Annotated in this window: 17 protein-coding genes; 14 read left to right on the top strand and 3 right to left on the bottom strand. The window is 40.9% G+C overall.

Features of this window, described 5'->3' with window-relative positions; all coding sequences use genetic code 11:
- Window positions 1–1,338: 1,338 nt before the first annotated feature.
- The 12 genes from D0T49_RS07505 to D0T49_RS07450 all read left to right on the top strand — a co-directional run bounded on the left by D0T49_RS07505 (window position 1,339) and on the right by D0T49_RS07450 (window position 16,487).
- Window positions 1,339–2,040, top strand: coding sequence for a 4Fe-4S dicluster domain-containing protein (locus D0T49_RS07505; RefSeq protein WP_163629984.1), 702 nt, complete (start codon window positions 1,339–1,341; stop codon window positions 2,038–2,040).
- Window positions 2,041–2,105: 65 nt separating this feature from the next.
- Window positions 2,106–3,167, top strand: a complete 1,062-nt coding sequence (locus D0T49_RS07500; RefSeq protein WP_163629983.1) for a heterodisulfide reductase-related iron-sulfur binding cluster — start codon at window positions 2,106–2,108, stop codon at window positions 3,165–3,167.
- Between the two features lie 156 nt (window positions 3,168–3,323).
- Window positions 3,324–4,403 carry an FAD-dependent oxidoreductase gene (locus D0T49_RS07495; protein ID WP_163629982.1) on the top strand — a complete coding sequence of 360 codons (1,080 nt, stop codon included), beginning with the start codon at window positions 3,324–3,326 and terminating at the stop codon, window positions 4,401–4,403.
- 118 nt (window positions 4,404–4,521) lie between these two features.
- A complete protein-coding gene (locus D0T49_RS07490) occupies window positions 4,522–4,983 on the top strand; it encodes a transposase (protein ID WP_370519634.1) in 462 nt (153 codons plus the stop codon).
- Between the two features lie 144 nt (window positions 4,984–5,127).
- A complete protein-coding gene (locus tag D0T49_RS07485) occupies window positions 5,128–5,493 on the top strand; it encodes a 4Fe-4S dicluster domain-containing protein (protein ID WP_163629980.1) in 366 nt (121 codons plus the stop codon).
- A complete protein-coding gene (locus D0T49_RS07480) occupies window positions 5,477–7,396 on the top strand; it encodes a (Fe-S)-binding protein (protein WP_163629979.1) in 1,920 nt (639 codons plus the stop codon). Before D0T49_RS07485 ends, D0T49_RS07480 begins: the two co-directional genes overlap by 17 nt.
- 81 nt (window positions 7,397–7,477) lie before the next feature.
- A complete protein-coding gene (locus D0T49_RS07475; RefSeq protein ID WP_163629978.1) occupies window positions 7,478–8,731 on the top strand; it encodes an aminotransferase class I/II-fold pyridoxal phosphate-dependent enzyme in 1,254 nt (417 codons plus the stop codon).
- Between the two features lie 194 nt (window positions 8,732–8,925).
- Window positions 8,926–10,233: a pyridoxal-phosphate dependent enzyme gene (locus D0T49_RS07470; protein ID WP_163629977.1), complete on the top strand. Its 1,308-nt coding sequence runs from the start codon at window positions 8,926–8,928 to the stop codon at window positions 10,231–10,233.
- A gap of 12 nt (window positions 10,234–10,245) precedes the next feature.
- Window positions 10,246–10,800: a GyrI-like domain-containing protein gene (locus tag D0T49_RS07465; protein WP_163629976.1), complete on the top strand. Its 555-nt coding sequence runs from the start codon at window positions 10,246–10,248 to the stop codon at window positions 10,798–10,800.
- Between the two features lie 10 nt (window positions 10,801–10,810).
- Window positions 10,811–11,605: an SDR family NAD(P)-dependent oxidoreductase gene (locus tag D0T49_RS07460; RefSeq protein ID WP_163629975.1), complete on the top strand. Its 795-nt coding sequence runs from the start codon at window positions 10,811–10,813 to the stop codon at window positions 11,603–11,605.
- A gap of 42 nt (window positions 11,606–11,647) precedes the next feature.
- Window positions 11,648–15,379 carry a glycoside hydrolase family 97 catalytic domain-containing protein gene (locus D0T49_RS07455; RefSeq protein WP_163629974.1) on the top strand — a complete coding sequence of 1,244 codons (3,732 nt, stop codon included), beginning with the start codon at window positions 11,648–11,650 and terminating at the stop codon, window positions 15,377–15,379.
- A gap of 13 nt (window positions 15,380–15,392) precedes the next feature.
- Complete coding sequence (locus D0T49_RS07450) at window positions 15,393–16,487, top strand: VOC family protein (RefSeq protein WP_163629973.1); 1,095 nt, start codon at window positions 15,393–15,395, stop codon at window positions 16,485–16,487.
- A 74-nt stretch (window positions 16,488–16,561) separates the two neighbouring features.
- On the opposite strand, the gene D0T49_RS07445 is transcribed toward D0T49_RS07450, so the two are convergent.
- From D0T49_RS07445 to D0T49_RS07435, 3 genes are all read right to left on the bottom strand, one after another.
- On the bottom strand, window positions 16,562–18,250 hold the full coding sequence (locus D0T49_RS07445; RefSeq protein ID WP_163629972.1) for a peptide MFS transporter: 1,689 nt from the start codon (window positions 18,248–18,250) through the stop codon (window positions 16,562–16,564).
- Window positions 18,251–18,362: 112 nt separating this feature from the next.
- Window positions 18,363–21,335: a PEP/pyruvate-binding domain-containing protein gene (locus D0T49_RS07440; protein ID WP_163629971.1), complete on the bottom strand. Its 2,973-nt coding sequence runs from the start codon at window positions 21,333–21,335 to the stop codon at window positions 18,363–18,365.
- 176 nt (window positions 21,336–21,511) lie between these two features.
- The gene (locus D0T49_RS07435) at window positions 21,512–24,055 is read right to left on the bottom strand and encodes a prolyl oligopeptidase family serine peptidase (RefSeq protein ID WP_163629970.1); all 2,544 of its coding nucleotides are present in this window, start codon (window positions 24,053–24,055) and stop codon (window positions 21,512–21,514) included.
- Window positions 24,056–24,297: 242 nt separating this feature from the next.
- Between D0T49_RS07435 and gdhA the strand changes: the two genes are divergently transcribed.
- Together gdhA and D0T49_RS07425 are read left to right on the top strand one after the other, a co-directional pair.
- On the top strand, window positions 24,298–25,632 hold the full coding sequence (gene gdhA, locus D0T49_RS07430) for an NADP-specific glutamate dehydrogenase (protein WP_163629969.1): 1,335 nt from the start codon (window positions 24,298–24,300) through the stop codon (window positions 25,630–25,632).
- A gap of 107 nt (window positions 25,633–25,739) precedes the next feature.
- A complete protein-coding gene (locus D0T49_RS07425; protein WP_163629968.1) occupies window positions 25,740–26,192 on the top strand; it encodes a DUF4494 domain-containing protein in 453 nt (150 codons plus the stop codon).
- Window positions 26,193–26,298 lie beyond the last annotated feature (106 nt).

Genomic DNA, 26,298 nt, shown 5'->3' with positions numbered 1-26,298 from the left:
GGAAGATATCAAACATTACAAGAATCAAGATATTAAGGGCTGTAAGCCCAAGTTATAGTTTACAATTTATCCGGCGTGCCGTAGGTACACAACGCTTAGAGATAAGGTAATAAGGTTATCATTGTCAGTCAGTATCAGTTACTAAGGTTATTGTTTTGAAAATAAGGTTTTTATCAAGTACCTTATTTTATATATCAAACTGCTACTGATACGTTCAGAATGCAATTATTTTCGGTAATTCTCTATTCCATCGTAATATACAGATAAACATCGTTTTTTCGATTGACATTTAAAGTCCCATAGGGACGGGAGTTTGGTAATGCTGTTTTTAACACAGCTTCTGCGTGCCGTAGGTACGCTACTTGCTGCAATGGATGATATTTTCAATCTACAAAAAAATCTTTGAATGTATTTTAAAAAGTATGCTGACTTGAAAAGTCAGACTTTCATAACCGCAGGCATGTGGCCTGCGGAGGAAAGATAAACAACACCCTCTGCCTGAAAGGCAGGATTAAATGCCCCCTGTCCTGCCTTTCAGACAGAAGCATACTTTTAAAAACACCTCCGAATATTTAACGCACCAGTACTATTATCAAACCTTAGTAACCACCCAAGTATAGCTTTATAGTAACCTTATTACCTTATTTAAGATTACAAAATATAATGGAGTTTGTTTTCAATTAGGGCAACCCCATCAAAATTACATTCTAATCAGTAGTGGTTGGAAGATATCAAACATTACAAGAATCAAGATATTAAGGGCTGTAAGCCCAAGTTAAAGTTTACAATTTATCCGGCGTGCCGTAGGTACGCGACAATCAAAGAGTAAGTTGCGTACCTACGGCACGCCCGCTATATCTGAAGAATAGTGTTTTACCAAACTTCCACTCCTAACGGAGTGCATCAGTTTATAACGTTATTGTTCTGGGAATCAGGACTTTGTTGAGTGTTTTATTTTGTTGATAAACCTTAGTAATTATACAAATAAGGGTAAACTTACCTTATTACCTTATTTTATATTACAAATTGTAATGGCTAGCAATTGACTTATCTACTTTAGGATTCCCATTTATTTAGAATAAAGGTAATTGTCGATTTTATCTCTTGTTTGGTCGATATTTTTTTCTGTGTTAAATGATTTTTTCTTACTTTTGATTTCTTTTTGATTTATTATCTCTTCTCCGGAAGAAAGACCGGATGGAGGAGAGGGTAGTTAGAATAAGGTTTGCTGACCGTTTCTTTTTTTGTTTTAACCTGACTTAGTTTAAACCTTTTCGGGATTTACAGGTCATACAAATAAATTAAACTGCAACAGGCAGACGCTCGGAAAATTATTACATGGCTAAATTATCAGAAATCCTATTGAATGATGTCCGCTTTCGCGAGGGGCTTACTGCATGTATGAATTGTGGTGTGTGTACGGCTATTTGTCCGGCTGCGGAATTTTACAAATACGATCCCCGTCAGATATGCTCTCTTGTTCAGTCCAAAGACGAAGAAAAAATAGAGGAATTGTTGCGTAGCGAAACTATATGGTATTGCGGACAATGTATGTCGTGCAAAACCCGTTGTCCGCGTGGCAATGTGCCGGGGCTTGTTATTACGGTGCTGCGTAAGCTGTCGCAGGAGTTGGGGTATTTTACCGAAAGCGAGAAAGGACGCCAACAGTTTGCATTGAAACGTGTTGTAGGGCATAGTATTTTGCGCATAGGATATTGTGTACATCCCGATATTGTGGTTCCCGAAAAACATCCCGAACAAGGACCTATATGGAAGTGGTATATTGATAACATACAGGAAGTTACCGACCGCTTGGGGGCTAATTACCATCGTCGGGGGCCCGGAGCATTGCGTATTATAGCCGAAGATAATTTGGAGGAAATAAAAAAGATATTTGAGGTAACGGGTGGTACCGATTTGCAGAATGATATAGAAACTTTTTCGTTGCGAAAAGCTCGGGAGATGGGTTATACCGAGAAAAATATAGATAAGTACACCGATATGGTTTATACTGAAAATTCGGACGACCATCAAAAATAGTGAAAAATTATGTATGCCGGACGGCTTGGTTAAGCAAATCAAGAGTTCCGGCTTGATTATATTAAATGGAAGCAAAAAAAGATTACTGGAGAGAGTACCAGAAAGAAATAGCGGAAGACGATTACTTCTACGAAAGAAGTTGTATTCGTCAGTCGTTTTTCCCCGGTTCGGAAACTACTTTCCTTAAAATACTGAAAGATGAATTAGGAAAAAATATCGTTGACGACCCTAATACCCATACTTGTACCGGGATAGGTTATCACTCGGATATTGTTCCTTTTGATACTACACAAACCGTGTGTGCCCGTTTGTTTTCGTTGATGAACGACGCGGGATTGAAAAATTACGTTCCTTCGTGTGTAACTTCTTTCGGGCTGTTTACCGAAGTGGTAGAGACTTGGAAACACTTTCCGGAAGAACTGGAAAAGACCAAAGTAAACCTGGAAAGGGCTACAGGGCGGGAGTTTCAAATGCCTGATAATATAGCTCACCCCAGCGATATAGTTTACAAGTTCAGAAAAGAGCTGAAAGCCAAAATGAAATATCAGCTTGTAAACAAGCATACGGGCAAGCCCCTGAATGTGGTAGAGCACGTAGGATGTCATTATGGTAAAGTGTTTAAAGATAAGGCAGTTGGGGGAGCGGAGTTCACTCAGGTGCTTGCCGGAATGATACGCGAGTGGGGTGGAGAAGTGGTAGATTATCCTGAGCGCAGACATTGCTGCGGGTTTGGTTTCCGTAACTATCTGGTGCAGGCAAACCGTGGGTATTCTGTAGCCAATACAAAGAAGAAATTTGAATCGATGGAACCGTACAAGCCCGATTTTATTGTAGCTAACTGCCCCGGATGCGCCATGTTTATGGACAGGTGGCAATATACTATTGCCGAGATGGAAGGACGTACGTATGGAAATGAGGGGAGAGGGATTCCCGTGCTGACTTATGAAGAAATGGCAGGAATGCTGTTAGGGTATAACCCATGGGATATTGGCATGCAGGTGCATCAGGTACAGGTAGAGTCGCTCTTGGATAAGATAGGGATAGAATATGACCCTAATGATAAGTATGTGGGGAAATCGGGAAAACACCTTGGCGAACCCGAAAAACCGGAGAATCTGAAGGTGTAGCTTAGTACGCCTTTTTTCCAATGTATTGAGATGTTTTTGTGTGTAATGTGTTGACAGTCAGAATTTTGCATCACTTGAAGACTAAGGATATAACAAAAAAATATGTAGACCTTTTGTCACTTTTTTCAAAAGAAAATCAGATAAAAAATACAATAAATGAATCAAAATAAAAACAACGGGCAGCCATTTGAAAATTCCTCAGTGGGGAGTTCGGGTAAGGCTGCAAGTGTCGTCATAATAGGTGCCGGGCCTGCCGGAATCGAAGCAGCTTCGCAATTAGCTCAAAACGGTGTTCGGGTAACACTGCTCGAAAAGGACAAGGAACTTGGAGGGAATGTAAAAAACTGGGTTAAGCTGTTTCCCGACTTTACCGATGCTTCCGATATTCGCAAAGGGCTTTTTAGCAAATTGGAGAGTAAAGGAATAGATGTAAAAACAGGCGTTTCGGTTAATAAGCTATATGCAGAAGGAGGAAAGTGGATTGCTCGGAATGGTTCTGATGCAAAATATTCGGCCGATGCGGTTTTGCTGGCTACCGGATTTGAGCCGTTTGATGCGGGACGCAAAGAAGAATTGGGATATGGTATTTATGATAATATCATTACCTCGGTTGAGTTCGAAAAAATGACGAAAGACGGAAAAATACTGACTGCCGATGGTAAAGTACCTGAACGTATAGCTTTTTTGAATTGTGTAGGCTCGCGCGACGAGAAAGTGGGAAATAACTACTGTTCGCGTGTATGTTGCATTAATGCAGTGAAACAGGCTGTAGAATATAAGGAACTGGTGCCCGATGGGGATGTATATGTGTTCTATATGGATTTGCGTATGTCAGGACAATGTTATGAGGAATTGTACCGGAAATCGCAACAGGATTTCGATGTGAATTTCATACGTGGACGGATTTCCGAAGCGGCAGGTACTATAGATAGCCGTGTGCAAATAAAGTCGGAAGATACTCTGACGGGTTTACCATTGAAAATTACAGTCGATATGCTGGTATTGATGGTGGGTATGGAACCTTCACCAACAACAAAAAAATTATCAAGCCAAAATAATATCGAGGGCGAGTATGGGTTTGCCAAAGCATTCGGTTCGTTCCTGAATGATAATAAAACAGATAAAGCAGGGCTGTTTTTGGCAGGAACTTGTAAACGTCCGCTTACCATTCCCGAAACTATAGCCGATGCACGTGCCGCAGCAGGTGAGATAGTGGAGTACGTGAGGGGAAAGTAGAAAGTAGCGGAACTTTCGCCCGGAGTGGCAGGTTAATTCAGCCCAATGGCAAAGCGAAGCGTCGCCTTGGGTTAATAATTGTATCAAACGAGCGGGCTGAAAGCCCAAGTTAGAAGAAATGTCGATGGCACAGTCTTTATCGAAATTATATATACATGTTGTTTTTCATATAAAGACAGAATCTGTAAGAATACGAAAGGAAGATAAAAGTGATTTGTATGCATATATAGGTGCTATCATTAAAGATAAAGATTCCATTCCTATTTTAATAAATGGGACAGATGACCATCTTCATATATTGTGCGTGATGTCAAAGAATATAACTTTATCAAAATTAGTAGAAGAAATAAAAGGAAATAGTAGTCGTTGGATAAAAAGATTTAATTCGTATTATAAGGATTTTGCATGGCAGGGAGGATATGGTGGATTTTCGGTTAGTCCGTCTCTGCATGATAAAACAAAACGATATATTGAAAATCAGGAGGAACACCATAAAAAGATGACTTTTCGGGAAGAGTATTTGATGTTCTTAAAAGAATATGGTATTGAATATAATGAGCAGCATTTGTGGACGGATTAACCTGGGCTTTCAGCCCGCTTACTTTTTGTAATCAATAAACCCAAGGCGACGCTTCGCTTTGCCATTGGGCTGAATTAATAAGGGCTTTCAGCCCATGAAATTTCTGTTAATTTAAAAGCCTCTTTAAGGGGTTCGGGGTGATTTATGAACAAATTCGGATATAAAATATCAAAGCCAAGGATAATTGATTTGGATAAGGCTGATTTCAGCTTATATAAAAAACTGACGCGGCATGTACCGTCGCTAAAGCGTTGTATGATGTGTGGAGGTTGTACGGCAACTTGTTCTGTAAATAATCATACTGAATTTAATTTCAGGAAATGCCATTTAATGTTCAAACATGGGCAATTGGAAAATCTGCCTCGTGAATTGGATAAATGTATGCTTTGCGGAAAATGCATGCTGGTTTGTCCGCGTGGGGTAAATACACGTGCCGTGGTTCAGAATATGCGTATTTTACTGGGTAGTACATCATACGAAAGGAGGGTAAGCCATGCTGTTGGAAAGTAGCCGTACATTTATCGAATTTCTTCAGGACACTTCTCTTTTTATTACTGTAAAGAGTAGCTACTTTATATCGTTTGTAGTTCCGTTTTATCTGGGATGTTTATTCCTGTTTGGCGTGCTTATTTACAAGTATGTTCGCTGGATAAGGATGATAGACAAGAGCCAGCGGCGACTGATGTGGCGTAATATCTTCAGCCTGAAAGTGTTCAGCGCGATAAAAGAAACTTTCAGCGAGTCGTTATTCCATAGGAAGATATACAAGAAAAACCCGCTTTTGGGCTATATGCATATGAGCTTGGCTCTAGGCTGGTTTCTTATGATTGTTGTAGGTAAGATTGAAAGTTCGATATACAACCGTAGTTTGCTCGACGACCCTTCATTCGCTATTTTCTTCCGTTATTTTGTTCGGGATACCCATCTGTATTTCGGGCAGAATACACTTTCATTCATCATGGATTTTCTGCTGGTAGTTGTGTTGAGCGGTTTAGCTTTAGCCATTTTCAAGCGTTTCCGTTCACGTGCGTTGGGGATGAAGAAAACTACCAAGCAGACCACAATAGATAAAGTGGCGTTGACGGCTTTATGGTTTATTTTCCCGTTTCGCTTGCTTGCCGAGGGCGTAACTGCCGGTTTGGCCGATAATGGAAGTTTCCTCACACAGTCGGTAGGAAATTTATTTGTAGCTATGAATCTACCATTGGAGTATATTGAGTTACCCGTTTGGTGGGCGTATTCGTTGACACTATGTACTTTCTTTGCTTGTATGCCTTTCTCGCGCTATATGCATATTTTTACCGAGATAGTATTGATATTTTTGCGCAATCTGGGTGTGGAGCCTACCGAGAAATTCAATGGTTATTCGATGGTACAGTTGAATGCCTGTTCGCGTTGCGGTATATGTATTGATGCTTGTCAGTTGGGGTTTGCAGCCGGTGTCAACACTATTCAACCTGTTAATTTTGTAGCTGATACCCGTTACAGGAGGTTGACAGCCGAATCACTCAATAATTGCCTGATGTGCGACCGCTGTGTTGATGCATGTCCGGTAGGGGTGGAATCGACATTGATTCGCCAGCAGATACGCAATAAAACGTCTGAAGAAGGAAGGCTATATTATACTTACGACCGTGCCGAGAAAGCCACGAAGAAGTATAATGTGATTTATTTTGCAGGTTGTATGACACATCTTACCCCTGCTATCATAAAGTCTATGAAAAAAATCTTTGAAGAGGCTAATGAGCGTTACTGGTTTATGGACGAGGATAAGGGCTTGTGTTGTGGCCGTCCGTTGCGCCAGCAGGGATTTTTGCAGCAGGCAGATGAGTTGATGTTCCGTAATAAAGAATTGATTATTTCTTCCGGTATTAAGCTGTTGGTTACTTCGTGTCCTATATGTTATAAGACTTTCAAGAACGATTATATGCTGAAAGACATGGAGATAATGCATCACTCCGAATATATTGATTACCTGATTAAATACGGGCGGATAAAAGTGGATAAAGCGGATATCGACATTGTTTATCACGACCCCTGCGAGTTGGGGCGGGGATGTAATATATATGATGAGCCGCGGCGTGTGTTGCAATCGGTAGGAAACCTGAATAAACCTGAATTTGAGAACAATAAAGCCTATTGCTGTGGCAACACTTTAGGCAACACACTCCTTTCGTTGGATAAGCAGCAAATGGTGCGTGATAATGCTCTTGAGATGCTTACAAAATCTAATCCGGATGTGCTGGCAACTGCCTGTCCGCTTTGTAAAAAGACTTTTGCTAACGGCAATAAAGTAAAAGTGAAAGACATTGCTGAAATAGTAGCTGAGAATTTGGAAAAAAACACTACTTTTGACACCGGATTTTTTGATGAAAAGATAGAAACGAGGGGCGAAAAGTTGCTTGTGGATTAACTGCTGCAGAAAACATAGAGGTGTATTTAATATTTTGAAATAAAACTTATAATTAATCATTTATAATTAATCATTGTACTAATGGTAGATATTTTTGACAGGCTTAAAAAAGCTGAAGGCGATTTGGGTCAATACAGAAGTAAGTCGGATGGTTATTTCATGTTTCCTATTTTGGAAGGTGAAATTGGTCCTCATATGAAATTCAACGGAAAAGAAGTGCTGAACTGGAGTTTGAACAATTATCTTGGTTTAGCCAATCATCCGGAAGTACGCAAGGCTGATGCCGAAGGAGCTGCACAGTTTGGTATGGCAGCCCCAATGGGTGCGCGTATGATGTCGGGGCAAACCAAATGGCACATGGAGCTGGAGCAGAAGTTGGCTAAATTTGTAGGCCGTGAATCGGGTTATCTGGTTAACTTTGGCTATCAGGCAATGGTGTCAATCATCGACTCGTTGTTGACACGTAAAGATGTTGTTGTTTACGACTCTGAATCTCATGCTTGTATTCTGGATGGTCTTCGCCTGCATATCGGCAAGCGTTTTGTATATCAACACAACGATATGGACAGCCTTCGGAAGCAACTTGTACATGCTACTAAATTGGCAGAAGAGCAAGGCGGAGGTATATTGGTTATTACCGAAGGAGTTTTCGGTATGGCCGGTGACTTGGGTGCATTGGATAAAATTGTAGCGTTGAAAAAGGAATTTAAATTCCGTTTGTTGATTGACGATGCACACGGTTTCGGAACAATGGGGCCTACAGGAGCAGGAACTGACGAACATTTTGGTGTGCAAAAAGATGTGGATATCTACTTTGCTACTTTTGCCAAATCGATGGCAGGAATCGGTGCTTTTGTAGCGTCGGACACTCAGATAGTTGATTACCTTCGTTACAACATGCGTTCGCAAATCTTTGCCAAATCATTGCCAATGCCTATGGTTATCGGAGCGTTGAAACGTTTAGAACTGTTGCAAACCAAACCTGAATTGCGTGAAAACCTTTGGAGTATTGCTAACGCGCTGCAAGATGGGTTGCGTAAAGAAGGTTTCGACTTAGGAAATACAGAATCGCCTGTAACTCCTGTTTACCTGAACGGTAGTGTACCCGAAGGAACAAACGTTGTGATCGACCTGCGTGAGAATCATGGCATTTTCTGTTCTATCGTAGTATATCCGGTAGTACCAAAAGGTGTATTGATGCTTCGGGTTATCCCAACGGCAGTTCATACTATGGACGATGTAAACCGTACAATCGAGGTTTTCAAAAAAGTGAAAGCGAAACTCGATGCAGGCGAATACAAATCGGACGAAATGCAAAATATGAAACTAACCTGATAAACTTATTTAAATGTTTACGTGTTAGTTATGTAAATACAGACACAGAAGAAATAAGGAATGTGGCATCTGCTGCTTTTCTTATTTCTTCGTTTTTTACAAATAAGCGAAAAATGGTTTTTACTCGTTGGGTTCGATTCCCTCTTTCGCACAAATTTTAGAAATATAATTACTAAAAAAGCACTATCAATATCATGAGCAAGTACTACTTAAAATGTGTTCAGTGTGGATATATCACTCCTGACTTTAAAACATGGTTCTCTCAGAATCAAATTTGTCCTAAATGCGGTAGTAAACATTCTGAAGTTTGGTACAATACCGACTATAAGAAACTTGATGAATTGATAAAACACTATCCCGATAGTTTTTGGCATTATTTCGATTTTCTGCCGTTGGAGAGCGATAATAATATCGTTAGCCGACATGAGGGGGCTATTCCTATCGAACAATGGTCGTTCCTCGAAAAATATGCTCAGGAAAAATATGGATTGGACATTAAAGTATTTGCTTACCGCAACGACTTGAATGGTGGAACAGGAACGTTTAAAGACGTGGCTGCTTCGCTGGCTGCAAGCCTGTTCAGAGAGAATGGAGTGAAACAATACTGTGTGGCTTCTACAGGAAATACCGCTACTGCCTATGGTTTGTATCTTTCACTTGCAGATGTCAACGCATCTATTTTTATCCCGAATAATGCTCTGAAAGCATCCGAAGCAATGATAAGTGCTTACGGTCAGCAGGTGTTTCGTGTTAATGGCGATTATGCTAAAGCTAAGGCCGTTGCAGCCGAATATGCAAAGAAATACAACATACTTATTTCTACCGGAAACATTGACCCGATTAGGGTTGAGGCCAAGAAAACAATGATTTTTGAGTGGATGCGCCAACTGAAAGGAATGCCCGATGTATATATCCAAGCTGTAAGTGGAGGCACAGGGCCTATTGCTATGGATAAGGGCTTGCGCGAAGTATCGGCGGTGCATCCTGAACTGAAAATGCCCCGTATGCTGTTAGTGCAGCCCGACCAATGCGACCCTATGGTACAGGCTTGGGAAAAGGCTGAAAAGAATGGTTTCCCCGAAGGTTTCGAGAACGAATATCCAACTATAAAGAATCCTAAAACGTCTGTTCCCACTTTGGCTACGGGCGAGCCGGCAACTTATCCTATCGTTGCCAAACTGGTACGGAAAAGCAACGGAACTTTTGTACGTATGCGCGAAGATAAACTGCCCGATTATGGAAAATTGGTGGCTTTTGAACGTAAAATTATTTTAGGGCCTGCATCGGCAGTATGTATTGCGGGATTTTTCGAATCGCTGAAAAAGGGGCTGATTAAAAACGGAGAACGTGTGTTGCTTAATACAGGCGAAGGCGTGCGGCGTGCTCCCGATTATGTAAACGAAATGATTTATACCACTAAAAAAGTGGAGTGTGTAGACGACTGTAAACCGCACGATATGAATAATTACCGTGAAATGCTGTGGAATGCAATAGAGGATTAAAAATTTAACGATATGAAAAAGATAATCAGAGCCGTTTTATTTACCATCGTTATTTTCGCAGCGTTGTTTGCTGTGTTTTATGGATATTATGGTGGCTTCCGTAAAGTTCAATTTACTGTTGCCGAATTAGATTCTCAGTTGCTTACATACGAGGATGTAACAGGCGAATATTCCCAAACACCTCAGATAAGTAACCGGGTTTACAGCATACTGTTGAATGAATTTGGTGTAGAGACTTATAAAGGCTTTGGCATTTTCTACGATAACCCTCAGGATACCGAACAGAGTAAAATGCGCTCGGAAGTAGGTTGTATTTTAGACGGTATTTCGGATTCGCTTCTTATTTCACGTATCGAAACAAAACTGAAAGTAAAAACTCTTCCCGCAGGGCAATATATCGCTACTGATTTTCCCTTCAAAGGTAATATCTCTATCATGATGGGAATAATGAAAGTATATCCCGCTTTGAATAAATATAAAAAAGCGAATGGAATGTCTGATGCCCCAATTATAGAAATATACGACGTTCCTGCTAAAAAAATTACTTATTTACAGCAAGTAAAATAATTATTGAAATATGACATTCGCAAATAAAACCATATGGATAACAGGTTCCTCGTCGGGAATAGGAGAGGCTTGTGCTTACCTGTTTGCAAAAGAAGGAGCAAACCTGATTCTTACAGCATTGGAAGCCGATTTGTTGGCCAAAGTGCAGCAGAAATGTATTTCCCTTGGTGGAAAGTGTGAAATACTACCTTATGATTTGTCCGATTTGGATGGTATTCCGGCGCTTGTTGAAAAGGCGTTGGGCTTTTTCGGACGGGTAGATGTGATGTATAACAATGCCGGAATCAGCCAGCGGGCTAAGGCTGGTGATGCCTTGTTCGAGGTTGACCGGAAAATAATGGATGTCAACTTTTTTGCTCCGGTTAAAATAACCAAGTTGCTTCTGCCCGAAATGATAAAAAACGGTGGAGGAACTTTTGTAACCACTACCAGTATTTCGGGACGTTTTGGTTTCCCATTGCGCTCCGCTTATTGCTCATCCAAGCATGCTTTATATGGTTTTTTCGAAACCGTGCATGCGGAGTATTACGACCAGAATATCCGTTGCGTACTTGTTTGCCCCGGTCGTGTGCAAACCAATATATCCTTTTATGCACTTGAAAACGACGGTAAGCAGCACGGAAAAATGGATGCCGGACAAGCCGGAGGAATCACGGTGGATAAAGCTGCAAAGAAAATAGTGAAAGCCATCAGGAAACAGAAGCCGGAAGTATTAGTGGGCAGTAAGGAGTTGTTGATGGTATATTTCAAACGTTTTGTTCCCGCATTGAACAGGAAATTAGTAAGAAAAATAAAACCGGAATAGTTTTACTGCCTGAATATCTGAATTTTGATAAATTTAATATATATGAAAGACAAACTGTTACTGATTAGTGTGTTTTTATTTATTGGCTTATGTTATCTTAAGGCAAATGTATCTAGTTCAAAAGATTCGGGAATTATGGTTTATCTCAGCGACCTGAACTGGGAAACAGCTAAAGTGGGGTATGATTCCCCTCAGCGAGATAAGGGATTGGAGGGGCTTCTTTTAAAGCTGCGCATGGAAGGAGGAGAAACCCGCACGTTTGAAAAAGGTATTTGCGCGCATGCGGCTTCCGAAATAGTATATAATGTGGAAGCGCTTGAACCTACAAAATTTCAGGCATATATTGGTGTTAATTATGGCAAAGGAGGTACTTGTGGTTTTGTGTTGAAGGCAGACAATGCTGTTCTTTATCAAAGTGAAGTTTTGTCGGAATCCGGTATCGGCAAATATATTGATATAAATATCCCTGCTAATACCAAGAAACTTATTTTACAAACCACCGACGGAGGCGACGGCAATAGCAACGACCATAGTATATGGGCTGATGCAAAACTGATATTGGCTCCCGATGTACATCTGCCTGTATACTCTTTAAATTATTCTATTCTTCCAGCCCTGTTAAATGTCGGAGAAAATGCAGCCTCCAAAGTGTATGCATATTTAGTTGATAACTCGTCGGTAGAGTTGAATGCCGGTAATTCTACCTTGAATTTTACCAGCAGTAATACTGCCGTGGCTCAAGTGGACAATCAAGGTAATATTACTGCGGTAGCGGCAGGAAATGCTACTATTACCTGTCAGGCAATTTATAATGAAAATCCTTATACAGTTTCGGCAACTTGTATTGTCGGCAATGGTAATAATACCAGTTCATGGGTACTGAGCTCTCCTGACAATAAATTGAATGTAGGGTTTGCCCTTGATACCGAAGGGAGTCTCGGATATGTTGTTTATCAGGATGGAAAAATCGTTGTCGATAACTCCTCTTTAGGATTGGTTACCGATTTAGGAAATTTTACTACTGGGCTTGCTTTTGACAAGGTGGATAAGGAGTTAATCACGGATAACTATGATTTGACAGGAGCTAAAACTTCGCATGTGGAGTCGCAAGCTAATGAAATAACACTGTCTTTTAATAAAGATACGGCAGTTTTCAAAGTTATTGCAAGAGCATACAATGATGGTTTTGCATTCCGTTATGGAGTGGAGATGAAAGATGGAAGTAACAAGTCTTTGAAAATATCGGCAGAAAAAACTACCTGGCAACTGCCCGCCGGCTCGGTATCGCAGGCAATGTCCTATATTAACCATCATGAAGCAGTTGCTTACGAAAAGCAAATCAAGGACTTAAGTGGTGATTATATGATGCCGTTTTTATATCAGACCGTGGAGGATGTGTGGGTTTTGATGTCGGAGGCTGCCTTGTCTACGGAGTATTGCGGGGCTCAGATAAAAGGGCAAACCAATGGAGAATTAAATATTGTTTTTTCGCAAGAGCAAAGCGGGGATGTTTCCACGGTAACTTCCTTTGTTTCCCCGTGGCGTTTTGCGGTAGTGGGCACTCCCAAAACAATAGTAGAAAATACTATGCCGGAAAACTTAAGTCCGGCAGTGGATGAGGAGGCATTTGCTGATGGTACGGATTGGATAAAACCGGGAGTTACGGCTTGGACTTGGTTGAACAGAGAAAGCACAGACAACCTTGATACGTATAAAAAATATGTAGATATGGCTTCGGAAATGGGTTGGGAGTATTTATTGCTGGATGAAGGATGGCAGCCAAAAGTAGACCAGAACGGATATGTTTATTACGGATATTTCGATTGGACTGAGGAGTTGATAAAATATGCTAATGAGAAAGGAGTTGGTCTGTTAGTATGGGCTAATAATATTGACTTGAATACAGATGCTAAACGGACGAAATCATTTTCGGAATGGGAACAAATGGGTTTTAAAGGTGTGAAGCCTGACTTTTTTAATTCTCAATCTCAATCTCAGATGAAGTTTTATGATGCGCTGATGAAAGGAACGGCAAAACACAAACTTCTGCTGAATCCGCACGGAGCAAATAAAACGACAGGTGAAAGAAGGACTTATCCGAATACATTAACCCGCGAGGGTGTTTTTGGCGCAGAGCAGGATTTATTTAAACCGGCTGAAATGAGCGCACGCTGGAACTGTATGCTGCCCTTTACCAGAAATGCTGTAGGCCCGGCTGATTTTACCCCGATGCTCTCTTACCGGGTAAGTGGCAACCGCCGGAATTATACAGTATCTCATATGGCAGCAATGGCTATTGTTTATGAAAGCGGTATTCAATGCTTGGCAGACCGTACTGAAGTATATTTGGGCTCTCCTGCCCGAAGCCTTCTTGCGCAATTGCCTGCCGCATGGGATGAAACTATACTTTTGGAGGGAATACCGGGAGAATATGTAAATATAGCAAGACGAAGCGGTGAGGATTGGTATATTGGCATTATGTGTGATACGCAACGGACTGCTCAGGTAAATTTAGACTTTTTGGATGAGGGGACTTATTATGCATATATTTATAAAGATGGTGAGTCATATGACGATATTGCAACGGATATTAAAGAAGTTACAAAAGCAAGTTCCTTTACTATCCCTTTGGCAAAAACGGGAGGAGCCAGTATAAAAATATCCAAACAAGCGCCTGCGGAACCGACAAGCATTTTGTTACAAGAGGAAAAGTTAACGTTGGGAATAGGGGAATCCTATACTTTATCTCCGATGGTTCGTCCCGTCAATGCCTATTACAACCAAGTGAAGTGGAGTTCTTCAGATGAGTCTGTTGCTCTGATTACAGCTGGTGTGTTAAATACAAAGAAAGCGGGTGAAACTATTATTACTGTTTCCACAGGTTCCAACAATCAAGTAAGCACTACTTGTAAAGTAACGGTACTGGAAGATGCTTACCGCTTAACAGATAAGTGGGAGATTATCCGAAATACAAAGGAAAACTGGGAAATTGAGTCAGAAAATTCTGTAAGTATTATTACTGCGCCGGGAGAGCTTTATCCCGGTACTGAGAATGCTGAAAATATTTTTTTAACAACTGCCGAAGATAAGGATTTTACTTTTACTGTTAAACTGAGTTTCAGTCCGCAGCAGGATTATCTGTCAGCTGGATTGATAGTTTATTTAGATGACAGCAAAATATTTGGCGCGTATAGAAGATACCATTCGGGTTATAATGGAAATATTTTAGCTACTGTTTCACAAAACGGAAGCACTTTTAGTGAACAAGATTTTGCTGACCCTGCAGTAGATGTTCCTGTTTATCTGAAGATAAATAAAAAAGGGACTTTGTTTACCGCTTTTTACAGTTTGGAAGGAGAAACCTGGATACAAATAAAAAATGCAGTTACAAATTCGGCTCTCGGAAGTACACAGACTTTGAAAATCGGCTTATATGCTGTTAGCGGAAATGGAAAATCAGGGAAAACACCAGCTGTATTTTCAGACTTTAAATATAGTAAAGATGGACAAAACTTTACTTTAATTCCGTTTGCAGGAGCTACTAAAGATAAAATAATCAATACTCCCGACAAAAACCGGATAGTTTTTGTAGAGGGTAAAAATGCACATATTAAAGATGTAAACGGTGGAAAAGCGTCTGTTTATACAATAGGTGGTCAAATGGTATGTTCAAATCAAATCCCTTTTTCCTGCCAATTACTATCTGGTGTGTATGTAGTCTCAGTTCTTTATCCGACAGGAGATACTAAGACGGAAAAATTTTTGATAGAATAAAAGATATATTGAAATGGAAAAGTATATAATCAGCGGAATTCAGCAAATAGGTATCGGAGTAACAGATTTGGTTACTGCATGGAAATATTACATTGAGTTATTTAATATGGATGTAAAGATACTGGATGATAATAATGTAGCGGATATAATGGCACCTTACATGGGAGGAAAACCCCGTCAGAAACGTGCTGTTATCGCAATTAATATGCAGGGTGGTGGTGGATTCGAAATTTGGAACCATCAGCAGCATAAACCGAAGAAAGCTGATTTCGAACTTCAGTTTGGTGATTTAGGTTGCTTTGCAGCTAAAATAAAAAGCCGCGATGTAAAGCAAAGTTTTGAAGAATTTTCAAAAAAGAATGTAAAGGTCTTGGGCAGCCTGTCGAAATCTATTGATGGAAAAGAGACTTTTTTTATCGAAGATATTTACGGGAATACCTTTCAGATAGTTGAAGATAAATATCTTTTTCGCGATGAGCAGCGTTCTACAGGAGGCCCTGTAGGGGCTATTGTAGGTTGCTCCGATATTGATAAGACACTTGTACTTTACCGTGATATTTTAGGGTATGACAAAGTGCTTGCCGACGAAACAGGCGTTTTCAATGATCTTGCAGGTTTGCCTTCGGGCGATAAAAAATATCGCCGTGTATTGCTCACAGAATCGAAACCCCGTAAAGGAGGCTTTAGCCATTTGTTCGGACAGTCGTATGTCGAACTGGTACAGGCATTAGACCGCACGCCTCGTAAAATATACGAAGGCCGTTATTGGGGCGATCCGGGATTTATCCAGATATGTTTTGATGTGCGTAATATGCGTGCTTTGGAGAAAAAATGTGAAAGTCTTGGCTTCCCCTTCACAGCCGATAGCGCAGTTAAGCAAAAAAGCGATGCCGAATCGTTCGAGATGGGAGATGCAGCCGGACATTTCACTTACATTGAAGACCCTGACGGATATCTGATTGAGTTTGTAGAAACGCATAAAATTCCAATCATGAAAAAACTTGGGTTGTACCTGAACCTTCGCAAACGTGATGTGGAAAAACCATTACCCGATTGGATTTTGAAGATGCTTCGTTTTATGAGAATGAAGCCGGAGGATGTAAAATAAGATATAGATAGTTTAAAACAATAAAAGCTGCGAATTTTCGCAGCTTTTATTGTTTTATAAAGATAGATAGTCAATTAGCAATCTTCTGTTGCCTTTTCCAGTCTTTTCATCATAGAGAACATGAATACGGCTGAAATCAGGCAAAGTACAACTAATACACTCCAAATCATCCATAGTTGCATTCCTGAGCCCCATATTTTTGCAATTACACTTGTGAGGTAGTTTCCGATTGCGGTGGCCACAAACCAAAGTCCCATCATAGCGCCTTTATATTTTGGAGGTGCTACCTTTGTTACAAATGAAATACCCATTGGGCTAAGAAGTAATTCGGCAAATGTAAGAACCAGATATGTGCTAATGAGCCAGTTTGGAGAAACTAAAGTATCGCTTACACCTCCCACTTTTTCCAATTCCAGAGGACTTGCCAGCCCGTTGGATGCGCAAACCAAAATTAAGAACCCGAAAGCGGCGATAACCATTCCAAGCCCGATTTTTCGCGGTGTGGAAGGCTCTTTTCCTCTTTTGGCAAGCATGGAGAAAAGCGACATGGAAAATGGTGTAAGTACTACTACAAAGAAAGGATTAAATTGCTGGAATATCTGTGGAAGTATAGGTATAACCGTATCCATCCCGATATAACGCACAATAAGACCTGCAACAGCTACAACAGCAATTGCGCCGGATATGATTTTTGAACGTCTGGACTCGGATTGGAAAACACTAAATGCTCCGTATACAGCTATCGCCACTAATACAAGATTGAATATATCGAATCCGATACGGGTAAAGCCGTCTGCATATCCGGCGGTATAGTCTCTGGCAAATGTAGTCATTGTAGAGCCGTTTTGGTGGAATGACATCCAGAAGAAGATAACAACAAGGAATACAAGTATCAATGCCGTAATACGGGATTTTGTTTGTGCAGGTGTCAATTCTACAACTTTTTCGCCTGATGCGGCTTGTTTAGCAGCCAGCTGTTTTGAGTTGTAATCGGCATGTTTGAAAGAGTTCCGGAACACTACGTAAATAATCATTGAAATAATCAACGATATACATGCCACACCAAAACCATAGTTGTAAGCTCCCGAAAGTGACTCAATATATTGCGATGAAAAAGCTCCTAAATCCATAGCTCCGGCTCCTTGCTCTATAGCTAAGTTTTTCAATACTTCGGCTCCTTCGGGTTTTATTGTACCGTCGAGGAATTGATGTGCAAGTGATGGTATCTGAGCACTGTAAGAGAATCCTCCTTTTGCAAGAAAATAGTTTGTTACTTTAGTAGCGGCAGTAGGGGCAAACATAGCACCTACGTTAATAGCCATGTAGAATATACTGAAAGCATTGTCGCGCTTTGCTTTATGTTCGGGCGCATCGTACAGGTTGCCTACTAATACCTGAAGGTTTCCTTTGAATAAGCCTGTACCTATTGCAATGCAGAATAATGCTGCATACATAGCAATGAGGGCAAGAGATTTTTCTTGTACGGGGAAAGCTAAACATAAATAGCCAACGAACATAATAATAATTCCGATTGTGACCATTTTTCCATAACCGAATTTGTCAGCCAGAATACCTCCTACAAGTGGCATGAAGTAAACTAAAGCAAGAAATATCCCGTATACTTGCCCGGCTTGGTCTACGTTGAATCCGAACTTTGCTTGCAGGAAGAGTACGAAAATCGCCAGCATGGTATAATACCCGAAACGTTCTCCGGTATTAGCCAGTGCCAACGCATACAATCCTTTTGGATGATTTTTAAACATAAAATTTAATTTAATTGATTAATATGATTTTGATGTATTTTTTATTTTGCAGCTACAAATATAGTATTTATCACACGAAAAATAAATATGCTATACAATACATTTCGGGTTTTCATTCTTCCGGTTTCATTATCACTCCTTTATTTTTGCGGCCGTCTACCTTTATTACTATTGGTTTCTTGAATTGGACATGGCGCACGTATTCCGATTCGTAAACGGCTGGCTGCGAGTTGAGAAACTCTGTATCATAACTTCCATCGTTAATAAAGGGGTTGATGGTAAAGTATGAAACGCCAAACGAAGTCAGGTTCTGAAAAAAATGCGTTCCCTGACTTGGGTCGATACGGTAATTGGATAAGCCCGACTCGACAATGACGCGGGCATTGCTTATATGAGGCCATTTTACGGGAATACCAAGCCATACATCACTTGAGCCCCATCGGCCCGGCCCTACCAATACGTAATGCTTGTTTTCGGCTACCATCTTCTTGTTCAGTTTTTCGATGTCGTACATTATCAACTGGTTTTTGGACGCGCTGAATGCTTCCGGTTTTACGTATACTACATCGTAAACGTCATTTGTAATACCATGTCCTAAAGCGTTGTTGCATGATATGATGGTATCTTTGTCGGGGATAGAGCCAATATCCTCCGCGATAACTTCCTTACTATCTACAATAGGACGAATCTGCAGGAGGTAAAAAGTGTGCATTTTTTGAGGTGAATAGTCGAGATTAACGGCAAATTCTATTTCTATCGCACGTCCCATTTCTATCTGTGATATATTCAAAATCTCCTTTAATATATCCGCAAGAGGAAAAACGTTGTGTTGCAGTATGTTGGCAAATGTGATAACCTTGCGCCCTTCGTCGTACAAGCCATCGTATATAACCATGTCCTGAACGTTGAAAGTAGAGGCTATGTATCTCAATGTTCCGTCTTTAAAGGCATCTTGTACATTAATTTTCAGCAGGTTGAATCCGTCGTCTACTTGAGGCACAAAGTTCATCCGGCTCAGGTCCAGTGCATTAAAGTATGTTTGTGTCTCACGCAGTGCAAAGTCCAGAGTGCTTGTTTGCAGTATATTGTGGGGGTGCGCGGGCGAAAAACGAAGCGTAGTTCCTCCATCTACTATATATTTACCCAATCCCATAGCTATGTTTGCTATACCGTCTTCGGGTTTTTCGGAGCCGATAGGGTAGTAGTTCAGTGAGCGTGCCACGCCTGAGAATGAAGGGTAAAACCTGTTTTCGTAAGCATTGCCGCAGATTTCCTGAAGCACTATTGCCATTTTTTCCTCATCAATCACATTCTTAGTTGCAGTCATATAGGCTTTGCTGTCTGCAAAAAATACTGATGCATATACTGCTTTGATGGCTTCCGTTACCATCATAAGCGTATGTGTGCGGCTTACAGGGTTATAAGGAACCATATAGGTGGAATATATCCCTGCAAACGGCTGATAGTGAGAGTCTTCAAGTAGGCTTGATGAACGAACGGCAATAGGCGATTTCACAGCACCGAGAAATACAAATATATCGGCTATCAAGTCTTTAGGAAGGCGTGCTTTCAGAAAATACTTCAATATCTCTTCGTCCGGCAGGTCGGATAATGCTACCGGATAGAGTTGGTTTATTTCCATAAATTCGGTAAAGTTATCGGTACAGATAACTACCGTTTTTGGGATGGTAACCTGTGAGTTTTCAAATTCCTCGAATTTTTCTTCGTTACGTTTTATCATGGCATCGATGAATGCCAGTCCACGCCCTTTGCCTCCGAGCGAGCCATCGCCTATGCGGGCAAAGTTGGAGTATTTATCGAAGCGGTCGCGCTGGAAAACGGCAACAATTCCTCTGTTTTTTATTTTCCGGTACTGAACAATGGCATCGAGAATAACTTCCCTGACATTGTTCATATCTACTTTACCATCAGCCGGAACGGTAATGTCTTTCAGAAACTCGGCCAATGGAAACATGGCACGCGAGTAGAGCCACCGTGATATATCGTTGCGCGAAACGTGGTAAAGAAGGCTTTCGTCGCTTATGTTGTATATGTTTTCCTGCAGGCTGCGGAGGTTGCGTATCCGTATTTCAGGTTCTTTTGTGTGTGGGTTTACGAATACAAAATCGCCGAATCCGAAATTGGACGATATTTTATCCCGTATTTCGTTTTGCAGGTTTTTCGATGTTTTACTTACAAAAGCCGCCCTTAGCTGGTCGGCAGCCTCGTGGTTCTCTTCTTCGGTCGATTGTATTATAAGCGGGATATATTTGTCTACGCTGCGTATTTCCCTGCAAAGTTCAATTCCGGCTTTTTTATCTTTTACACCGTTGTGTGGAAAACTCACGTCGGTAATAATGCCCAGCATATTGTTCTTGTACTCTCCATATATACTCATGGCTTCTTCGTACGAGCGGGCAAGGAGAATTTTAGGACGTCCACGCATCCTGAGCATCTGTTCGTGCTCATTCAGTGCTTCTGTCATGAACGACCGCGATTGGGTAAAGACGTACTTATACAACCGGGGAACAAGCGACGAGTAAAAATGAATGGAATCTTCTACAAGCATAATAACCTGTACGCCTACCGATTCTACATCTTCTTTCACATTCATCTTATCCTCGATAAGTTTAATGATTGCGAGAAGGATATCGGCATTGCCCAGCCAGCTGAAAACGTAATCAATAGCGCTTAAATCTTCGTTTGCAATACGCATCGATACCGATTTGGAGAAGGGGGTAAGTACAACGATAGGAATGTCGGGGTAATCTTTTTTCACCTGCTTTGCCCATTCAAAGGGGTTGATACTATCTCCGCTGGGCATCGAAATGATTAGCTCAAACTTGTGTTCGCGTAGCTGTTCGTTTGCTTCCTCTTCGGTCGATACGAGCGTAAAGCGTGGTGCGTAACGCAGGTTTAACGCCGTGTATTCTTTGAAAATCTGTTCGTCGATACGTCCGTCTTCCTCCAATGCGAAAGCATCGTATTTACTGGCATACAATAATACGTTATAAATACGGTGCCTCATCAGGTCGGCAAACGAGGTGTCTTTAAAATAAAGTTTTTTTATGCTTTGGGTATTCATATTTGTATGTGCGTTAGAATCAAGAGTCAAGATTTCCTGCTTTTCAAGCAGGACACGGACTACAATTTCCGACACGTCGGAATGTAGCATCCGCGCCAGCAGATGGTAAGCCCTATTCTGTATAGTGGCTTCAACTCGGCTTAACTTCGCCTAACTTTTTTTACTTCTTCTTAGTCCTATTTCTTCTTTCCGTACATGCTTTCCCACCATTCATCGTCTTCTTTCAGCCACTTGCCGAACCATGCCATGATGGAATCGAACCACTCAATTCTCCTTTTATAGTTGGCTACTCCGTGGTTTTCGTCCTTCACTTGTATAAATTCTACGGGTTTCCCCAATATTTTCAGTGCTGCAAACATCTGGATGCTTTCGCCGGGAGGGACATTGGTGTCTACTGTGCCGTGTGTCAGGAGTATAGGGGTGTTTATTTTATCGGCATTAAACAGCGGGCTTTGGTTTACATATAGCTCATGGTTGTTCCACGGATAGCTAAAGGCACTTGCTGCCGAGCTATATCCATATCCCCAATAGCCTTCGCCCCAATAGCTGCTAATGGAGCTTATTCCGGCATGAGATACGGCTGCTGCGAACATATCTGTTTGTGTTTGTAGGTACATGGTCATAAATCCGCCATACGATGCTCCTATACAGCCTATTTTGCTACCGTTTACATAAGGGTGTTCGGACACAAATTTCCGGGTTCCTTCTATGATGTCTTCGGCTGTACGTTTTCCCCATGCGTTGACGTGCATTGCCGCAAATTTCTGACCAAAACCAATAGTGCCGCTTGGTTGCACTACATATACTACATATCCTTGCGATGCATATACATGACCGGGATATGAACTTTCAAAGTTTCTGGCTGTGGGGGTAGTACCTCCGTAATAATAAACTATAAGAGGATATTTTTTTGAAGAATCGAAATTTGGCGGCAGGTAATATCTTCCGTATATTTCCACATCATCTGAATTTGTAAAGTTCCAATCGTTTACTTCTCCTAATTCTATATTATCCAAACGTTCTTTATATGGGTCGGCAATTAATGTGGATTTTTTCTTTTTCAAATCATATATATATGCTTTGGTAGAGTTCGACAGGCTTACCCCATGATAAGTGGCCACATTGGAGTTTACACCTAAGCTAAAATTGCGTACTACTTCTTCGTCGAGAGGCAGTTTGGTGAATGTTTTGTTGGAGGCATTGTATGTGTATATATTTTCAAAGTCCTTGTCTACGGTACGGAAATAAATAAGGTTGTCTTTTTTATTCCAAACCGCGCTGCTGATGCTTGGGTCGAAGTTTTTAGTAATAGGGTCTATTTGTTTCGAAGCTAAATCCATGATGAACGAAGAGGTGTTGTAGGTGTTTGAAATCTGCTCTTCGCTAAGGTTAAGCCCGATGCCTCCGAAAGCATCGCCACTGCCGGTTATTAATATTTTCTTTCCGTCGGGCGCGAATCTGGCTTGCGATGCAAAAGGGTCTTGATACCATAATGTATCTATTGTCATTGTATTTATATCCAACAGCATCATGGATGATTTGCTGAACGGACGCTCGGTTATGGTTTCTTCTGATATAGCGAACAGTATTTTCTTCGAGTCGGGGCTGATGTCATTCAGCCATGTGCTGGTCGACCCAAATGTAAGTTGTTGACTTAGTCCCGATGTAAGGTCGTATCTGCAAATAAACCATCGGTTGTTGTATCCTCCGGTACGTGCTTTTGGCGATGGCAAGAGGGTAAGGTCGCCTTTTTGTTCTTCGCCACTGTCTTGTTTAGTATAAAAAAATGATTTCTCATCAGGCGAAAAACGGATATTTACATTCGGAATGTTTTTGGCCAGTACGCTTTCTTTCATACTTTGCGGGTCGATAGTGATTAAGTCTCGTCCGGTCAGGGTAGTTGCTACGTAATACAGTTTTTCGCTTTCGGGCATCCAGTTAAGCTGCCTTTTTTGCCCGTTCATATCAATAATTGTGCTATTGCCTGTTTTTATGTTATACAATTCGGTGCTCGATTCGCTTTTTTCACCAAACGATTCACGGTACCATATAAGTATATAATTTCCATTGGGCGACACCCGTGATGATGTTACTCTTTTCCCTAACATCATATCTTTAAAATTGATGATACGTTTGTCGGTAAATGTGGTTTGGTAATTGGTCAGAGAATCTTTGTTCTCGTTTTCAATGCTTACTTTCAGGGCTGGTGCTACAGAATCCGTTGCATTTGCCAGTAGTTTTATTACTACCCGTTTGTTTTCGGGATAAGCCGTGAATTTAGTAGTGACGTTGTTTTTATCGTCCAGTTTGTTTTCTTTAGTGGTTTTCGACTTTTCCAGTTTATCATCTATATATACTTCAAGCATGTTGGGACTTGTCACTTTTAGCGTTCCCTTAGCATAGCGGTCGGCATTTATATAGAAAGAAAATAATTGGAATGTTGTATTATCGTTTGCCGGAACGGTTGGATAAAAATATCCGGCTGTGTCAGCTTGTAATTGTATGCTGAAATTGTTTTGGGAAGGAATGGTAAGCGGCATTTTCAGCAAGTCTTTTTCTGTGAATTTCTCGCCTTTCAGGTTAGTGCTGTCCACTTCTAAAGGCAGGTTTATAGTTACCGGAGGTATTGCCGATATTTCCGGCAGGTTTTGTTTCTTTTGCGAATAGATGTTGAATATCGTTGCGAAACAACAAATAAGGATAAGTGAACTGTTTTTCATGAGATATATTGTTTTATTAATAGATATATGTTTTCGAAAAAAATTTATCAAAAATACATCAAAATGTTTGATTATGACAAATAAAAAATATAAACTTGCAATATGAACTATTTGTTAGTTTTATGATGTAGATACGTCTTGTTTGTGCTGTTTTTAACAGTAATTAGTTGCTTTTGTTTGATTTATATATCATTTTGATATTTTTAGATGCTTGATTCTTCTAATTTTTAATAATAAATACCATGAATATTGATAAATTAATGCAATCGCTCGAAGCCAAGCATTCCGGCGAATATGAATACCTGCAAGCAGTACGCGAAGTTCTTACTACTATTGAAGAGGAATATAATAAACATCCTGAGTTTGAGGCGGCAAAAATAGCAGAACGCTTGGTGGAGCCCGACCGTATTTTTACTTTTAAAGTGCCTTGGGTGGATGATAGAGGAGAGGTACAGGTAAATCTGGGTTACCGTGTTCAGTTTAACAATGCTATTGGCCCTTATAAGGGCGGTTTGCGTTTTCACTCTTCTGTAAATCTTTCCATATTGAAATTCCTTGGTTTCGAACAGATATTCAAAAATGCACTTACTACCTTGCCAATGGGTGGGGCAAAAGGAGGCTCGGACTTTAATCCACGTGGAAAATCGTCGGCCGAAGTCATGCGTTTTTGTCAGGCTTATATGGTGGAACTGTGGCGGCACATAGGTCCTGAAACGGATGTTCCGGCAGGCGATATAGGTGTAGGGGCACGCGAGGTTGGATACCTGTATGGTATGTACCGCAAATTGGCTCGCGAAAACACGGGAGTGCTTACCGGAAAAAATCTGGAGTTCGGAGGCTCATTAATTCGTCCGGAGGCAACGGGATTTGGCGGGTTGTATTTTGTGAAGCAAATGCTTGAAACTGCCGGAATGGATATTGCCGGAAAAACAATTGCCATTTCCGGATTCGGTAACGTGGCATGGGGAGCAGCCCTGAAAGCTACCGAGATGGGGGCTAAAGTGGTAACTATTTCGGGACCTGACGGGTATGTATATGACGAAAGTGGTATTTCGGGTGAGAAGATTGACTATATGCTCGAACTCCGTGCAAGCTGCAATGATGTTGTACAGCCTTATGCTGAACGATATAATGTGCCGTTTTATGCAGGCAAGCGTCCTTGGGAGGTTAAAGTGGATATAGCTTTGCCATGTGCTACCCAGAACGAACTGAATGAAGTGGATGCAAAATTATTGATAGAGAATGGTGTAATTTGCGTGGGAGAAATTTCAAATATGGGGTGCACGCCAGAGGCTATTGAATCGTTTTTGCAGCACAAGGTTATGTACGGGCCGGGTAAGGCTGTGAATGCCGGTGGAGTGGCTACCTCTGGTCTGGAAATGACACAGAATGCAATGCATATTAGCTGGACAGCTGAAGAGGTAGATGATAAGTTGCGCCAGATTATGGGTGCAATACACGAACAATGCGTAAAGTATGGCCGCGAAGCCGATGGGTATATCAACTATATGAAAGGGGCTAATATAGCCGGATTTTTGAAGGTAGCCAAGGCCATGTTGGCGCAAGGTGTTTTATGAAAAATATCGTAGAATAAGAGAAAAAATAATTATCTTTGTAAGCCTTTGGATAAATAATTTCAAAGGCTTTTTTTAATACAAATCATAAAAATAAGAATTGATATATTATGCATAATTGGTTTGAGTGCAAAGTAAAGTACGAAAAAAGTGCCGGCGACGGTAAAATTGTTAGTGTGAGTGAAAATTACTTGGTCGATGCATTGTCGTTTACTGAGGCCGAAGCTCGTATTATCAAAGAAATGAAGCCTTTTATTAGCGGGGAGTTCACTGTGTCGAATATTAAGCGTGCCCGTATCAGCGAGTTGTTTCCGAATGAAAACGGGGATAAATGGTATCGTTGCAAGGTGTTTTTTGTATCGTTGGACGAGGAAAAAGGAGTGGAAAAGCGTACCGGCGTGGCAATGATGGTGCAGGCATCGAATGTAAAAGAGGCTTGGGATGGATTGCAGGAGGGTATGAAAGGCTCGCTTGCCGACTACGAAGTGGCTTCGATAACAGAAACTCTGATTATGGATGTGTACACTTATGATTCGGAAACTTCTACCGAACTTCAGAATTAAATTAATTATAGGTAATTTAATTTATAATTCTGGGATGGGTGAAATCCCCCGCCTTTAGGCGGAGAATTTATATATTTGTAAAAATATAATTTTTATGCAAACATAT

Origin of the sequence: Paludibacter sp. 221 (assembly GCF_010501035.1) — a bacterium.
Classification (GTDB): Bacteria; Bacteroidota; Bacteroidia; order Bacteroidales; family Paludibacteraceae; genus QVMH01.
This window is presented reverse-complemented; position numbering and strand designations above follow the sequence as displayed.